This is a genomic window from Streptosporangium sandarakinum (genome assembly GCF_013409935.1).
Lineage (GTDB): Bacteria > Actinomycetota > Actinomycetes > Streptosporangiales > Streptosporangiaceae > Streptosporangium > Streptosporangium nondiastaticum.
On sequence record NZ_JACCCO010000001.1, the window covers coordinates 2,050,864 to 2,065,918 of the forward strand.

The window sequence follows — 15,055 nt, forward strand, 5'->3', positions numbered from 1 at the left end:
GTGGGACCCGGCAGGATCGCGGCACGCGCGAACCCGCCGCGGACCGGGCGGCCGCGGACGCCCCGGCGGTCACCCGACCGCCGGGGGCCGGACGCGACCGCCCGGCCCCGGTGCGGCCGCGCGTCCCCGGCCGCCCGCGCCGGGGTCACCGGCCCCCACCATCAGACCGAGGATCGCCCCGGATGGAGCTCTCCCCCGCCGCCCGCCGGCTGCTCGCACTCATGACCGACCCGGCCGCGGAGTACCCGGCCACCTGGCCCGGCCGCGCCGAGCTCGGCCCCCACGACCTGGGGGCCCTGCTGCCCTTCGCCTACCGCGCCCCCGCGACCCCCGCCGGGACGTCGGCGAGGTTCATGGTGGAGGACGAGGCCCGGGAGCGCCAGCCGGCGTTCACCCCCGAGTCCTGCGCCGAGCTGTTCGCGGCGCTGGTCGACGGGCTGGCCACCCGCAAATGGGCCGACCTGCACCTCGGCGCCGCCTCGCTGGTGCGCTGCCCGGACGGACCGCCCCTCGCCGCGCTCGCGGCCCCCGCACGGACGCTGGTGCGGTTCCTGCTGGACACCGGCCGGACCGACCAGCCGTACGCGCTGCTGGCCGTCGCGGGGCTCGCCGGATGTGACGGGCGAGATGACGACGGACTCGGCGCGGAGGTGACCGGGACGATCGAAGCGGGCCGGGGCCCGATCGGCGCCGACGAACTCCGCCTGCTCGCGAGCTGGGACGCCGGACACCGGGCGCTGTTCCTGGAAACCCTGCGGAACAGGTCGTACGGCTCCCCGCCGCCGCTGCCCGGCGTCTGGGAACGGCTGGCGGACATCCCCGGGTACACCGCCTTCGCCCGCGCGGCCCTGGAGACCGCCGCCGCCCGGGTCGCCGCGATCCACGCGGGCGAGATCCCCTACCGCGCCGACCGCGCGTTCGAGGCGTCGGAGACCGAGGCGCTCGGCCGCGCCGTACGGCTGGCCCTGGCCCGTGACGAGGAGTGGCTGCCCGGCCTGCTCACCCCGCTGCTGACCGGGGTCGCGGTCGCCCCCGGCCCGGCGCGGACCCTGCCGTCGCAGGCGCTGCTGTACGAGATCGCCCGGGCCGTCGAGGACTTCCCGACCCCCGAGGCGGTCACCGCGCTGCGCGCCGCGCGCGGGGCGACGCGGCACGCGGGCGTGCCCAGGCAGCTCGACCGCATGCTCAAGCGGATCGACCACGCGCTGGCCGACCGGGTCGAGGTGGCCTTCCGGATGCCGGACCTCGGCTTCGGACCCGGCGGTGTGCTCCGCGTGCCGGCCGGCGAGCACACGGGCGTGATCACGATCGGCGACGACGTCGAGCTGACCTGGCAGCGGGGCGAGAAGCGGTTCAGGAGCGTCCCGGCGGCGGTCCGCCGCGACCACCCCGGCGAGGTGAAGCACCTGCGCCAGCAGGTCCAGCAGGTCCGGCGGCAGCTGACCACCCTCGTCCGCGCGCTGGAGGGCGGCTACCCCGGCGAGACCGTCCACCCCTACGCCAGGTGGCGGGCCGAGATCGCCGACCATCCGATCACCGGGGCCGTCGCCGGCCGCCTCATCTGGGAGTTCGAGCACTCCCCCGGGCGGTGGCGGAGCATGATGGGCGCCGAGCCCCGCGACGCGGCGGGAGAGCCGGTGGCCGCGCCGCCGCCCGACGCCCCGGTGCGGCTGTGGCACCCGGCCCGCGCCCCGCTCGCGGAGGTGACGGCCTGGCGCGACCGGGTGACCGGGGAGAGGATCCGCCAGCCGTTCAAGCAGGCGTTCCGCGAGGTCTACCTGCTCACCCCCGCCGAGGAGGCCGCCCGCTTCCACTCCGCCCGCTTCGCGGCCCACGTCGTGGCGTACCGCACGCTGTACGCCCTGTTCAGGCAGCGCGGCTGGACGTCGTCCATGCTCGGCCCCTGGGACGGCGGCGGGGAGGACGAGGCCCGGCGGGTGCTCGCCGGGGGCCGGTGGCGGGTCTCCCTCCTCCACTCCTACCTCTACGGGGAGACCGAGGAGCGCGCGGTCACCGGCCGGATCCGCTTCCACCGGAAGGTCTCCGGCGAGTGGTGCGAGGCGCCGCTCCCCGAGGTGCCGCCGCTGGTGTTCAGCGAGGCCATGCGCGACGTGGACCTGTTCGTCGCCCTGACCTCGATCGCCACCGACCCCGCCTGGACCGGCGACGACGACGGGCACCGCGACTACCGCCACGCGGCGTCCTCGGCTCCCCTGTCCCCGTCCGCGGAGGTCCGCCGCGACGCCCTCGCCCGCCTGCTCCCCCGCACCGCCATCGCCGGCCGCTGCACCCTCACCGACCGCCACCTCGTCGTCCGCGGCGACCTGCGCACCTACCGGATCCACCTCGGCAGCGCCAACGTCCTCATGGAACCCGGCGACGTCTACCTGTGCGTCGTCGCCGCGCCCGCCGCCGGGAAGGGTCTGTTCCTGCCCTTCGAGGACGACGGCCGCCTCGCCCTCATCCTCAGCAAGGCGTTCCTCCTGGCCCACGACACCGACATCACCGACGAGTCGATCCTCCGCCAGCTCAAGGGCTGAACCCGTACCGGCCCGCTCGGCGGCCGGGGCGTCCCGGTTCGGTTACGGGGTGAGCGGTGCGAGGTCGCCGAGCTGGTGGTGCCAGGGCGGGTTGGCGCCCGCGACCTCGCAGGTGAGGGCGGCGACGCGGACCGCGAAGGCGAGGGCGTCGGACAGGTCGCCGGCGGTGAGGCCGGTCAGGCGTCCGCCGAGGAGGCCCCGGGCGCCCAGCCGGTGCAGCAGGCCGGCCGTGAAGGCGTCCCCCGCCCCGACGGTGTCGGCCACGTTCACCGCGGGGGCGGGGGACGCGAGCCGTACGCCGTCGAAGGAGGCGGTCACGCCGTCCGCGCCCCGGGTGAGCAGGACGAGCCTTGCGCCGGCCGCGTGGCACTCCTCGCGGAACCCGTCGAAGTCGCCGAGGTGGTCGAGGTCCTCCTCGCTCACCTTGACGATGTCGGCGAGCGCCGCCCAGCGGGGCAGGCGGGCCCGGTAGACCGCCGGATCGACGAGCCCGGGACGGACGTTCGGGTCGATGGAGATCGTGGCTCCGGCGCGGGCGCCGACCAGGAACTCCTCGATCCGCGCGGCGCCGGGCGCCATGACCAGGGCCAGGGAGCCGGTGTGCACCGCCGCGACCCCGCCGAGGTCGCGGGTGGCGAGCTCCTCCGCCGTCCACTGCCAGTCGGCGGTGCCCTCGGCGTGGAAGGAGTACTCGGCCCGGCCCTCCGTGTCGAGCGTCGCCACCGCCAGCGTGCTGGGCTCGGCGGCGCGCACGACGCCGGACAGGTCGACGCCGGAGGCGGTCAGGCGCTCGTGGAAGAGGCGGCCGAACGGGTCCGCGGAGATCCTGCCCAGGTAGCGGGCGGGGGTGCCGAGCCGGGCGAGCGCGACCGCGGCGTTGGCCGGGCCGCCGCCGGGGATGACGCGCAGCGCGAGCTCTCCCCGCCGGGACGCCCCGGGGTCGGCGAAGGCGTCGGCGACGCACTCGCCGACGACGGCCACGGCCGGGCCGGTCGTCCTCGTCCCCTCGGCTGGGGTGGTCATGTGCCTCCTCTTCGGTCGGGCCTCTCGGTCTCCGGAACTCCGGCGGTCCTCACGGGAGAAGGGCCGCAGGTCATCCGGGGAGGCGGATGAAGGCCGGCGGGACGTGCCCGGCCAGCCAGACGCCGTTGGCGCTGAGGTGGAAGACGTGCCCGGCGGCGTGCATGGCGGCGGCGTCCACGACGAGGACGACCGGCCTGCCGCGCCGGGCCCCCACCTTCTCCGCCGTCCGGCGGTCGGGTGACAGGTGGACGTGGTGGCGGCCCATCGGCCGCAGCCCCTCGGCGCGGATCGCGGCGAGGTTCGCCCCCACGGTGCCGTGGTAGAGGATAGGGGGCGGCTCCACCTCGGGCAGACCGAGGTCCACCGGCACCGAGTGGCCCTGGCTGGCGCGGATCCGTCCGCCCTCGATCGCGTACCGGCGTTTGTCGTTGTCCGCGACGACCTGCTCCAGCTCCGCCCGGGAGATCGGGAAGCCGTGCCCGGCCGCGGCGGCCAGCAGCGTCTCGATCTCCACCCAGCCGTGCTCGTCCAGCTTGATGCCGATCCGCTCGGGCCGGTGCCGCAGGTGCTTGGCGAGGTATTTGGAAACGCGCACCATCCGGCTCTCGTCCATCGCGTCCCTTCCCGGCCGCCCGTGGCCGTCACACGACTGGAAGATCCGCTCTCCTCCGGGCCGTCTGTGCTCACTGTTTCACGATCCGCCCGGGATCGAGGAACGGGGATTCCCGCCTGGCGGGAGCCGCCGGAGGCCGCAGGACGCCGCCGGACGCCGCTGGACGTGCCGGACGCCACCGGAACCAGAAGCCGCTGGAGGTCGCAGGACGCCGCCGGACGCCGGAACGGCCCGCCGCGCCTTCCGAGGAGGACGCGGCGGGCCGTTCCGCCTCACCGTCGAACACCGCGCGGCCGGCCGGCGTCCCGGTGGACGGCGCCGCCCGGCTCTCGCCGTGCGTCAGTGCGCGCCGTTGCCGGGGCGGCCCCACGGGCCGGTGATCGAGAAGACGTGGCCCGGGGTCTGGATGCAGGCGAACAGGATCCTGCCGTCCTGGCTGAAGGTCGGGCCGGTGAACTCGCTGTCGTTGAGATCGTTGCGGGCCATCGGGTAGGACTTGCCCTGGTCGGTGACGCCCACCAGGTGCTGGACGCCCTCGCCGTCCTCGGCCAGGATGACCCCGCCGTACGGCGAGACCGTGATGTTGTCCGGCCCGTCGAAGGCGCCGTCCTCGTCGGGGTCGGTGTTGACGCCGAAGATGGTCTTCAGCGTGACCGTCTGGCTCTTGGGGTCGTAGAACCACACCTGGCCGTCGTGCTCGTTGAGGCTGCCGTCGCTGTGCCGGGCGAAGCTGGCCACGAAGTACGCGCCGCCGTCGGCCCACCAGGCGCCCTCCAGCTTGCGGCTGCGGGTGACCTGGTCGTCGGCGAACTGCTTGCGCGTCGAGACGCTGCGGGCGTCGCGGTCGGGCACCGGGACCCACCGGACCCGGTAGCGGGTGCCCGGCCGGGTGGCCTGCGACAGGTCCTGGATGTGCTCGGAGCCGTGGTAGCAGCTCATCGCCTCCAGGGTGCCCGCGGTGTCGCCGCCCTCACTCTGGGCCAGGGCCTTGAGCGCGCCCTTGCCGCCCCGGAAGCGCGCGGGCGGGGTCCAGCGGTAGTACAGGCCGTTGGGACCGGAGGCGTCCTCGGTCTCGTAGATCGTGAAGTTCCGCGGATCGACGGCGACGGCCTCGTGCGAGTAGCGGCCGAGGAACTTCAGCGGCACCGGGTTCTGGTTGGCGTCGCGGTCGAAGGGGTCGACCTCGAAGACGTAGCCGTGGTCCTTCTGGTACTGCCCGCCGGCCCTCTGCTCGGTCTCCTCGCAGGTCAGCCAGGTGTTCCACGGGGTCTTGCCGCCGGCGCAGTTGTTGTGCGTGCCGGCCAGGCTGACGTACTCCCGGACGCGGTCGCCCCGGACGTCCACGTCGATGTTGGTCGTGCCGCCGCCGGCGCCCGGGTCGTAGGTGAGGCCGGGCAGGGCCGGCACCCGGTACGGCTCGCCGCCGCCGACCTCGTGGTTGTTCACCAGGGTGGTGCCGCGGCCGTGGGGGAAGGCTCCGGTGCCGTCGGGGTCGCTGGGCGTCGGCTCACCCGTCTCCAGCCTCGTCACACCGGCCTGAGCGACGATCTTGTAGGAGAAGCCCGCGGGCAGGGCCAGCAGACCGGCCGGGTCGTCGGCGAGCGGGCCGTACCCCAGCGCGGGCCGCGTCGCCGCGAACGCCGCGGGGCCGGCGATCGCCTCGATGCTGCCGGCGAACACGATGCCGAGGCCGCCTGCGGCGCTGCTACGAAGGAAGTTGCGGCGGGAAACGGGTGAGGACACGGATATCGCCTCCAGTTTGGAACGCTGACACCGATAGACCCAACTATGTGCAGGAAACACCCTTGTTGTCCCATTGTGTTCGCCGGATGAATCCCCGATGAACACTCCGTCCTGTGTACGGCCCGCCTCTGTCCGCCTTCGCGCACCGCCGCCCCGGCCCCCGCCCCGGCGGCCGCGGCGGATGTCAGGCGGTCTCCACGGGCGTTCGGACGCCCAGCGCCTCCGCGACCGCGATCGTGTCCAGGTAGAAGGGGCGGATCTCGGTGATCAGGCCGTTCCCGAAGGTGATGAGCTGCATGACCGCCGTGTCGAGGACCCGGCCGGTGGCGCGCGCCCGCAGCCGGCCGAGGTTGAAGACGGCGACCCTGTCGCCGTCGACCACGTAGCGCTGCTCCATGAATTCCAGCGAGTCCCATGCCTCGCTCATCGCGGCCATGAACCCTTCGATGCCCTCCGGTCCGCGCCACGTGCCACCGTACGGAAGCCCCTCGGCCTGGTACATGATCACCTCGGGATCGAGGCAGGCCGCCATCTCCGAGAAGTCCGCCTTACCGGGTCCACCGGCGGCGATGTACCGCGCCTCGGCGGCGTAGAACCGCTCCAGCAGCGCCCGGGCCGTCCGCCCGCCGCCGTTGTCGTTGTCGTCGTTCAGCGTCATACGGGCAATCGTGCCGGGCCGGGGACGGCGGGATATGGCGGTGACCGGACCTCGCACTCACGAACCGGCGGTCACCCGTACGGGCGCGCCGCCGCGGGCCGGCGACGGCACGCCCCGGGACCGGCCTTTCCGGACGGGGGCGGCCGGTTCCACGTCCCCTAAAGGGGAGGCTCCGGGTGGTGCCAGGGCAGGATCAGCGGCTCCGCCGGGAGGTCGCCGGTCAGCAGCCTGTCGAGCAGACCGGGGAGGCCGGACGGGATGACGTGGTCACCGGTCGCCCGCAGTTCGGGAAGCGGCCACCAGCGGAAGGTGTCCAGCAGGGAGCGTTCGAGGTCCTCCATGCCGGAGAGGTCCACCGTCGGCTCGGGGACGCGCAGCAGGAAGTAGTGATCCCAGGCGTAGAACAGCCGGTCGTCGTTGTCGGCCCAGTGGCCCCGGGAGACGGCGACGACCTGGCCGAAGTCCTCCGGGGGGACTACCTGGCCCGTCTCCTCGCGCAGCTCGCGGGCGGCGGCCTCGGCCAGTTCCTCGCCGGGGTCGACACCGCCGCCCGGGGTGAACCAGGCGAGGCCGGAGTTCTTGACCAGGCCGCGGCCCCGGAACAGCAGGACCCGGTCGTGGCCGTCGAGGAGCAGGACGCGGGCGGAGGGACGCACGACGACGCCGGGCAGCGGGTCGCGGGGAACCGCTCCGGGCGCGGAACCGCCGGCCGCCGTTCCGGGGAGGGGGCCGCCGGGCGCCGCGCCGGGACCGCCGGGTGTCTCTTCGGGCAGGGGACCGCCGGGCACGGCGCCGGGATTCGCTTCGGGCATGGTGGCGAGCATAGGAGGCCGCCCTCCCTTTCCGCGATCTTCAGCGCCTCCGGCCCGGCCGGCGTCGGCCCGTCGCCGTCAGCGGACCAGGCGGAAGAACGCGCGGACCTCTTCGACGAACAGTCCGGGCTGCTCCATCGCGGCGAAGTGGCCGCCTCGGTCCGGTTCGCCCCAGTGCCGGATGTCGGTGAAGCGTCTGGCGGCCCATCGCCGTGAGGGCCGCGGGTTCTCCTTCGGGAAGATCGAGCATCCGGCCGGCACCGCCACGGTGTCGGTCACCTCGTCCGTGAAGACGCGCCGGATCCGCTCGAAGCTCTCCCAGTAAAGCCGCGCCGCGGAGGCCCCGGTTCCCGGCAGCCAGTAGAACATGAGGTTGTCGATCAACTCGATCCACGCCGCGGCGATCCGCTCGACGTCCCAGCCCCGGCCGGCCGGTTTGTCACTGAAGCCGTAGCCGGGCGGTGACGGGCACACGACGTGGAAGGCGTCGCGGGCGTCGCCACCGTGGGCCGGCGGATCGGTCAGCGGGCCGATCACCTTCAGGAACTCCACGACGGAGCCGGGCCAGCCGTGCGTGAGGACGACCGGCAACGCGTCGTCGTACGGCGAGCGGACGTGGAGGAAGTGGACGCCGAGCCCGGCGATCACGGTACGGAAATGCGGCAGGGCGTTCAGACGCCTCTCGGTGACCCGCCAGTCGTACTCTCCGGCCCAGTAGCGGCACAGGTCCCGCAGGTAGCCGAGGGGAACGCCCTGCGACCAGTCGTCGACGGTCTCCTTCTCCGGCCATCTGGTGCGCGTCAGGCGCTCGCGCAGGTCGCGCAGGTCGGACTCGGGGATGTCGAGGCGGAACGGGGTCGCCGGTGGGCGGGGGTCACGTTCGTGAACGCGCGAGAAGAGGGGGAAGCGCGGTGGCCGCGGCCAGACCGGCCGCCAGGGGAAGGACCGCGATGAGGAGGGCGGCCCTCAGCTCCAGGGCCGCTCCGAGCACGGCGATGCCCGTGGGCGCCGCCAGGATCGCGGTGCCGGAGGCGAGCGCGCCGTACGCCGCCGACCTGGCCGCCGTGAGACCGGGGACGCCGACGAGCCTGGCGAGCGTGACCGGGTAGAGCGGCGCGACGCCGAGCCCGGCCAGCGTGAGCCCCGCGGCGACCGGGGCGGGAGCACCGGGCAGCGCGACGAGGAGCGTTCCGGCGGCGGCGAGCCCGCACCCCACGGGGATGACCGGGAACCCCCGGCCGACCAGCCTCGCCGCCGCCAGACGGCCCGCCGCCATCCCGACGAGGAACGCCGTGGCCGCCGCGGCGGACCCGCCGTCGGACAGCCCTGTGTCCCGCAACCGCGCCGTGGCCCAGATCGTGAAGCAGAACTCGATGGACACGGCGGCCACGATCGCCGCCCACGCACCCGCGGTCCGTCGCGTCCGGCCGCGCGTCCCCGCGTCCGCCGCCGGAGCCGGCGCACCGGACGGGTCTTTCCCCGCCGGGGACGTGTCACCTGACCGGTCTTCCCCGGCCGGGGACGTGTCACCGGGCCGGTCGACCACGGAGAAGGGCGCCGGAGTGGAGCCTTCGGCGTCCACTGGGGACGCCGCACGCGGGCGGGTGTCGGCCGCGAGGAAGAGCAGCGGCGGAACGGCCAGCAGGAGGGCGAGCCGTCCGTCGGCCCCGGCGGTCTCCAGAGCGCCGATGGCGGGCGGGCCGAGCATCGCGCTGACGCTCCCGACGGCGTTGGCGCGGGCCAGGCCGGCGGCCGCGCCCGGACCGCGGAGCAGGGCCGGGGTCACCAGGACGATGCCGGCCGCGCCCAGCCCCAGCAGCAGCGCCCCGGCCGCCGCGACGGCCGCGGCCGCTCCGGTCGCCAGGAGGACGGCTCCGGCGGCGGTGACGAGGGCCGCGGCGAAGAGGGCCGGCCGGCTGCCGGAGCGCAGGAGCATGCTCCCGGCGGCCCCGACGGCGAGCAGGCCGGCTCCGAAGGACGACGCCAGCCACGCCAGGTTCTCCGGCGGAGTGCCCAGATCACCGGCGAGCAGCACCAGGCACGCGCCGAGACTGTTGACGCTGAAACCCAGCGCCGCCTGCGCGACTCCGACCTGCCGGGTCACGCTCCGCTCCCCCGCCGGGACCCGCCGGCCCGTCCGCCGCTCTCCGGTCCCGGAAGCACCGGCCCCGCCCTTCCGGGTCTCCCGCGCCGCTCCGGCCGCCGAGGGCCCGGCGCCGGGACGCCCCGTGCCGTCCGGACCGGCCGGCTCGTTCCCGCTCACAGCGCCGCCGGCAGAAGCGCCTGGCCGCGCCGGGCCGCCGGCAACCGGATGACGGCGTTCAGGTGCGAAGCGGGATCACCCGCCTGTCCCTCGACGGTGCCGTCGCCGAACGACGGCAGATAGACCTGGTGGCCGACGGCGGCGTCGTCCAGTCCGGGCAGCAGCAGGCGCACGGTGCGATCCGCCGGATCGCCGTGGGCGTGCGCGAGCACCGCCTCGGCGGGCACGCCGTACTCGCGCGCCCAGGTCCTCCAGGCTCGCTCGACCAGGGTGCCGTCCATGTCCAGGAGCACCGTCCCGACCGTCCGCAGGTCCAACCGCGGCATGGGCCCTACCCCCTTCCTATAAACTCGCCTCACGAGAATAAAGGGGGAGACAGTGTCGACCGCAAGCCCCGCGAGCCGATCTCTTTCGTTCCGCACCCGCGACTCCCGCTGGCGCGGCGCGCTGGCCGTACTCCAGGAGATGCGGCGCGAGCCCGGTGTCACCCGGGCCGCCGTGGCACAGCGGCTCGGCCTGAGCAGCGGCTCGGCCACCGAGATCACCGCCAGGCTGCGCGAACTCGCGCTGCTCGCCGAGACGCCCGCCGCGGCGTCGGGGCGCGGCCGGCCGACCACCGTGCTCGGCCCGCACCCGGACGGCCCCGTCGTCGTCGCGGTGGACCTGCGGCAGGAGGACTACCGATGCGCCGTCGCGGCGCTCGACGGCAGACCCGAGGTGCTGGAGGCCGAGGCCCACGCCGACCGCGCCGCCGGCCGCGCCGTCGGCACGGTCGCGCGGGCGGTGCGCCACGCCTGCGACCGCTACGGCGACCGCGTCCGGTTCGTCTCGGTGGCGGTCGCCGCGACCGTGCGGCACGGGAGGATCGCACAGTCCGCGGCCCTCGGCTGGGACGCCGTGGACCTTGGCGCCCTCGCCCCGCACCCGGGCGTGCCGCTGCTGGTCGGCAACGACGCGACGCTCGCCGGCGTCGCGGAGTCCCGGTACGGCGCCGCCGCCGGCACCGCCGTGGCCCTGCACGTCACGATCGAGGTGGGTGTCGGCGGCACATTGATCGTCGACGGCCGCCCCGTCGAGGGGATGACGGGCGCCGGCGGCGAGTTCGGTCACCTCCCGTTCGGCGACCGGGGGCTGCGCTGCCCGTGCGGAGCCCGGGGCTGCTGGGACCTCGCCGTCGACGGCCGGGCCATCGCCCGCCACCTGGGCGACCCCCCGCCCCGCGACCCGCGCACCTACGCCCGGACGGCTCTGGACAGGATGGCGGAGGACGCCGCCGTCCGGTCCGCGGTGAACCGTGTCGCGGGTGACTTCGCCTCCGGCCTGGCCGGGCTGGTCAACGCCCTCGACCCCGGCGTCGTCACGCTCGGCGGTCTCGCGGAGCCGCTCCGGGCGGCGGCCGCGCCGAGGTTCGCCGCCGCCCTGCGGGACGGGCTCATGAGGTTCCGCCGAGCGGATCCGCCACCCGTGGTCGCCGCCGCTCTCGGTGAGGACGGCGCGCTGCACGGGGCCGCGGCCGTCGCGCTGGACCGATTCCTCACCGAGGAGGGCCTGGCCGCGTGGGCGTCCGCACGCGCCGGCCGCGGGTGAGGCCGGTGGCCGCGGGACCGGCCGGGGTGGTGCCAGGACCACCCCGGGGTCTCCACTCCGCGCCAGTGCGCGGCGGATGCCGCGCCGGTTGGGTCGACGGTATGACAACGACCTCGTTCGACTTCCCGGGCCGCTGGGTGGAGGGTGCCGGGCTCGTCCTCGGGCCTTCCCTGATGCTCGCCGGCGTGCTGCTCCGCGCCGGCTTCGACGGCTTCTTCCCAGAGCAGCTCGCGGCGTTCGCCGAGAATCCCGTCCTGATGACCGCCTCCTACGGCGCCTTCGCCGTGGGGAACGTCCTGCTGTGGCCCGCCGTCATCGCGCTGGTCCGGCGGGTGTGGGCGGTACGGCCGCGGTGGGCGCTGTGGGGCGGCGTGATGGTCATGTCCGGCCTGCTCGCCCGCTCCTTCCACTCCGGGGTCAGCCACCTGGCCTTCCAGCTCGTCGACGTCCAGGGGATCGGGGCGGCCCAGAGGGCGGTGGCCGACTCCTACGGCGCCTTCCACCCGTTCCACCCGCTGTCTCCCGCGATCTTCTTCGGCTGGATCGTGCTGGCCGTCGGGGCGTGGCGGGCGGGTGTGCTCGGGATCGCCAGGTCCGTCGCCCTGGCCTTGACGAGCGCGCTGCCGATCGGCGTGCTGAAGGGGACGGGGCCGATGTCGGTGGTCGCCGTCCTCGGCCTGTGCGCGGCGCTGGTACCGCTGGGGATCGGCGTCCTGCGGAACGGCCCCGCACCCAGGTGGTGGGCCTACCCGCTGGCGCTGGGGGTGGGCGCCGCCGCCGTTCTCCTCGGCATGGCCGGTTGACGCCACCTCTTAGCGCCGAATGATGGTATTGCCGATTTATGGGGTTACGTGGCCGGTCATCCGGCATGGAGCGGGTAAGGAGGGGTGGCCGGAGGAAGGGGGACCCGATGAGCGAGCAGGACGACCGGAGAGAGCGCCTGGAGAAGATCGCGCACGAGCACGTGGAACACCTGTCGGGCGAGACCGCGCTGGGTCACACCGACCCGGCGGCGCGAGGAGAACGCGTCACCGAGGAGACTCCGGGCGCGACGGGGGGCGGCGAGGGCCAGGTCCAGGGCATCGGCGACATGGCGGGGACCGGCACCCGCGCTCCCCTGGGCGATGAGAGCACCGGGGGAGAGGCCGCCCGCGAGGCGATCGGCGCCGAACCCGGCGAGTCCGGCGAGGTCGAGGACCGCAGCACCGGGGAGGCGTCCCGGGAAGAGGTGACCGGAGACCAGGGCGGCGGCTGACGGGCCGGGCACGTCGGCGGATCGTCCGCCGGGCGAGAAGCGGCGACCATGGTCACGGCCGCGGCGCCAGGACGGCGTCCGCGGCCGTGACGGCGGGGCCGGAGCGACGGTGTCGATCGCGGCGGTACCGGCCGGGCCCCGAGACGGGCATGATCTTCGACGCCCGAACCGCCACGGGCGTGGTCCCGGCATCCGGTTCGCCAGGGCGTGGTTCCCGGCACAGCGCTCCGGTCCGCGTGGCGAACCGCAGCCACCGAGACCCGAGGATCGTCAAAGGCCGGTCTCCAGATCGACCCTCTCCTTCAGGTCATCGCCGTAGCCGGCGGGCCAGATGCCGTCGTGCTGGAGCCGCCCCGCGACGATGCCGGGTGACACTCCGATCTCATGGGCGAACGCGCGGGCGGAATCCGGAGATGTGATCGTGCGCAACCGTGAGGAGTGCTCTTCGGGAATCAGCAGGTCACACGCGAACCGATCGGCCTCCCCTTCCCTCGGGTCGTCGGCGGATCCACCATCGTCGATCCACGTGTCGCCCTTCCCGTGCAGCAGGATGTGGCCGATCTCGTGGAAGAAGGTGAACCAAAGGTGATCGTCTGTTCTGCGGCGAAGACTCAACAGGAGTGTGACCTTGTCACCGGACACCCATCTTGTCGCTCCGCTGACGCGCGCGCCGTCGAACTCCCTGACGAAAACCATCGCGACCCCGTACCGCGCGCAGACGTCCCGCATCATCGACGCGGCGAGTTCGGGGGGCTGAGAGGTCAGCCGCCGCAGACGAGGCAGCGCACGCCGAAGACCCGGACCGTCGAACGGCCCGCACTCGATGTCGCGTGCCGCGAGCTCTCCCAGCCGAAGCCAGGCGGCGACCGCACCGGGGCGGGTCACGGACGGCTCCGCCCTGCGGAAGGCGGCGGCCGGTCGCTCGTACAGTTCACGCCATGTCGCCAGATGCGCGACCCCGAAGAAGGCGAGAAGCTGCTGCACCCGGGAGATGTCATCCGTCGGCTCCTCGGGGAGGATCCCCCGGACCACCAGTTCGCGAACCGGTATCTCATCCAGCCACGGAACCGCTTCCAGCAGCTCCTTTTCCAGCCTGAGCCGTTGCAGGGCGGACCGGTAGTCCGCTTCCAGGCGGTTCCAGAGCCTGGCGGGCATACCGGTCACGAGTTCCAGCCGCTGCGCGATCTCGTGACTCAGCGGTACCAATCCCTGGACCAGCCTGTTGAGATGCTTCGCGCTGAGTCCCAGCCTGGTCGCCAGCTCACGCTGGGTCATGCCGAGTTCGTCGAGGTACTCGCGGATCGTCTCCCCCGGCGGCACGGCGTAGTCGGGGGCGCCAGAAGGATGGAACTCGGTCGCCGGCATCATCTTCCACGCTCCTTTCTCGCTTGGCGGTTCATCCGTGGTAGTCGACGATCTCTATGACCAGCGCGGCTTCTTCCTCCGCCAGCCCCTGGTCGGCCTTCTCCTTGGGCGTCATGAGCCGGAACACGAGACGCCAGCCCCGGTGAAGGTCCATCGCGTGGCAGCCCGAGTAGTTCCCGCGCAGGGGGTGGCAGCGCCCCGGCATGCAGAAGAGGTCGTCAAGGGTGTTCGCGACACGGAGGGCCTGCAGCCGCTGCCCGAGCTTCCGGGCCCCCTCGGCACCATAGGCCGCGCGCATCTCCCGGTCCGACTGGCAGACGAGCTGGAGACGACGGTCCGCATAGAACACCTCCAACTCGCCGGCCTCCTCTGAGTATTAACCAGATTGGTAAACGAGGAACTCCCCTTGCGGACAAGATAACGTCACCGGACGTGCTCGGCGACCCGTTCGCCCAGGGCGGAGAGTTCCCGGCCCGTCCTGAGATTCATGGAACAGGCACACCTCACCGGCTGGACAGCCGACCGGCCCGCGACCGGCTCAGGAGCGCCCGTATGTGACGTACCGTGCCGCGGGGGAAGGCTGCAGGAAAGGGCGGATCTCGGGCCGCGGTGCCGGCTGCCGTCCTCGGACCGGGGAGGCATCACGGACCTGGAGGTCGCCGTCCTCGTCGGGCTGCAGGCGTCGGGCAAGTCCACCTTCTACCGCCGCTGCCTGGCGGCGACGCACGTCCATGTGAGCAAGGACGCCTTCCCCACCGCCCGCCACCGGCAGCGCCGCCAGCTCCGGCTGATCGTCGAGGCGCTGGAGGAGGGGCGGCACGTGGCGGTGGACAACACCAATCCCTCCGCCGAGGAGTGGAGTCCGCTCATCGTGACGGCCAGGGAGTACGGCGCCAACCCGGTGGCCTACTGGTTCCCTCCCGACCTCGCCGCGTCCCTGGACCGCAACGCCGTACGGCTCGGCCGCGCGCGGGTACCCGAGGTCGGCGTCCACGCCACCTTCAAACGGCTCCGCCGCCCCCGCCTGTCGTACGGGTTCGACGTGGTCCACATCGTGACCTTCGACGGCCACGGCGGCTTCACCGTGCGAACCCTGGAAGATCCGCCTGATCCTCCCCTGCGCCTGCGATGATCCGAGGTGGTACTCACGAGGTCGGATCGGCGCTCCCGCGGCTCCGCCACCGTGAAGTGCCCGT

14 protein-coding genes and 1 pseudogene are annotated in these 15,055 nt (G+C 74.0%); 5 read left to right on the top strand and 10 right to left on the bottom strand.

Annotated features, from left to right (window positions below):
- The first annotated feature begins 182 nt into the window (after positions 1-182).
- Complete coding sequence (locus HDA43_RS09085) at positions 183-2,540, top strand: DUF4132 domain-containing protein (protein ID WP_179819297.1); 2,358 nt, start codon at positions 183-185, stop codon at positions 2,538-2,540.
- A 42-nt stretch (positions 2,541-2,582) separates the two neighbouring features.
- On the opposite strand, the gene HDA43_RS09090 is transcribed toward HDA43_RS09085, so the two are convergent.
- From HDA43_RS09090 to HDA43_RS09125, 8 genes and pseudogenes are all read right to left on the bottom strand, one after another.
- Entirely contained in the window at positions 2,583-3,563 is a 981-nt protein-coding gene (locus HDA43_RS09090) for a carbohydrate kinase family protein (protein WP_179819298.1), read from the bottom strand.
- Between the two features lie 70 nt (positions 3,564-3,633).
- Positions 3,634-4,176 carry an RNA 2'-phosphotransferase gene (locus HDA43_RS09095; RefSeq protein ID WP_179819299.1) on the bottom strand — a complete coding sequence of 181 codons (543 nt, stop codon included), beginning with the start codon at positions 4,174-4,176 and terminating at the stop codon, positions 3,634-3,636.
- Between the two features lie 339 nt (positions 4,177-4,515).
- Positions 4,516-5,919 carry an alkaline phosphatase PhoX gene (locus tag HDA43_RS09100; protein WP_179819300.1) on the bottom strand — a complete coding sequence of 468 codons (1,404 nt, stop codon included), beginning with the start codon at positions 5,917-5,919 and terminating at the stop codon, positions 4,516-4,518.
- Between the two features lie 184 nt (positions 5,920-6,103).
- Positions 6,104-6,577, bottom strand: coding sequence for a nuclear transport factor 2 family protein (locus tag HDA43_RS09105; protein ID WP_179819301.1), 474 nt, complete (start codon positions 6,575-6,577; stop codon positions 6,104-6,106).
- Between the two features lie 158 nt (positions 6,578-6,735).
- Positions 6,736-7,389 (bottom strand): NUDIX domain-containing protein, encoded by a 654-nt coding sequence (locus tag HDA43_RS09110; protein ID WP_179819302.1) that lies wholly within the window; start codon positions 7,387-7,389, stop codon positions 6,736-6,738.
- 78 nt (positions 7,390-7,467) lie between these two features.
- Positions 7,468-8,235, bottom strand: a pseudogene (locus HDA43_RS09115) (epoxide hydrolase family protein); the annotation flags it as partial.
- A 28-nt stretch (positions 8,236-8,263) separates the two neighbouring features.
- A complete protein-coding gene (locus HDA43_RS09120) occupies positions 8,264-9,493 on the bottom strand; it encodes an MFS transporter (protein ID WP_179819303.1) in 1,230 nt (409 codons plus the stop codon).
- Between the two features lie 155 nt (positions 9,494-9,648).
- A complete protein-coding gene (locus tag HDA43_RS09125) occupies positions 9,649-9,978 on the bottom strand; it encodes an HAD family hydrolase (RefSeq protein WP_179819304.1) in 330 nt (109 codons plus the stop codon).
- Between the two features lie 52 nt (positions 9,979-10,030).
- Between HDA43_RS09125 and HDA43_RS09130 the strand changes: the two genes are divergently transcribed.
- From HDA43_RS09130 to HDA43_RS09140, 3 genes are all read left to right on the top strand, one after another.
- Positions 10,031-11,239 (top strand): ROK family transcriptional regulator, encoded by a 1,209-nt coding sequence (locus HDA43_RS09130; protein WP_218911659.1) that lies wholly within the window; start codon positions 10,031-10,033, stop codon positions 11,237-11,239.
- A gap of 101 nt (positions 11,240-11,340) precedes the next feature.
- Complete coding sequence (locus tag HDA43_RS09135) at positions 11,341-12,042, top strand: hypothetical protein (protein WP_179819305.1); 702 nt, start codon at positions 11,341-11,343, stop codon at positions 12,040-12,042.
- A 107-nt stretch (positions 12,043-12,149) separates the two neighbouring features.
- On the top strand, positions 12,150-12,494 hold the full coding sequence (locus HDA43_RS09140) for a hypothetical protein (protein WP_179817690.1): 345 nt from the start codon (positions 12,150-12,152) through the stop codon (positions 12,492-12,494).
- Between the two features lie 270 nt (positions 12,495-12,764).
- Here HDA43_RS09140 and HDA43_RS09145 read toward each other — a convergent pair whose 3' ends face one another.
- On the bottom strand, positions 12,765-13,862 hold the full coding sequence (locus tag HDA43_RS09145) for an ImmA/IrrE family metallo-endopeptidase (RefSeq protein ID WP_179819306.1): 1,098 nt from the start codon (positions 13,860-13,862) through the stop codon (positions 12,765-12,767).
- A gap of 28 nt (positions 13,863-13,890) precedes the next feature.
- Positions 13,891-14,214, bottom strand: coding sequence for a type II toxin-antitoxin system RelE/ParE family toxin (locus HDA43_RS09150; RefSeq protein ID WP_179819307.1), 324 nt, complete (start codon positions 14,212-14,214; stop codon positions 13,891-13,893).
- Positions 14,215-14,346: 132 nt separating this feature from the next.
- Here HDA43_RS09150 and HDA43_RS09155 point away from each other — a divergent pair, with 132 nt between their 5' ends.
- Positions 14,347-14,991 (top strand): ATP-binding protein, encoded by a 645-nt coding sequence (locus HDA43_RS09155; RefSeq protein WP_179819308.1) that lies wholly within the window; start codon positions 14,347-14,349, stop codon positions 14,989-14,991.
- Positions 14,992-15,055 lie beyond the last annotated feature (64 nt).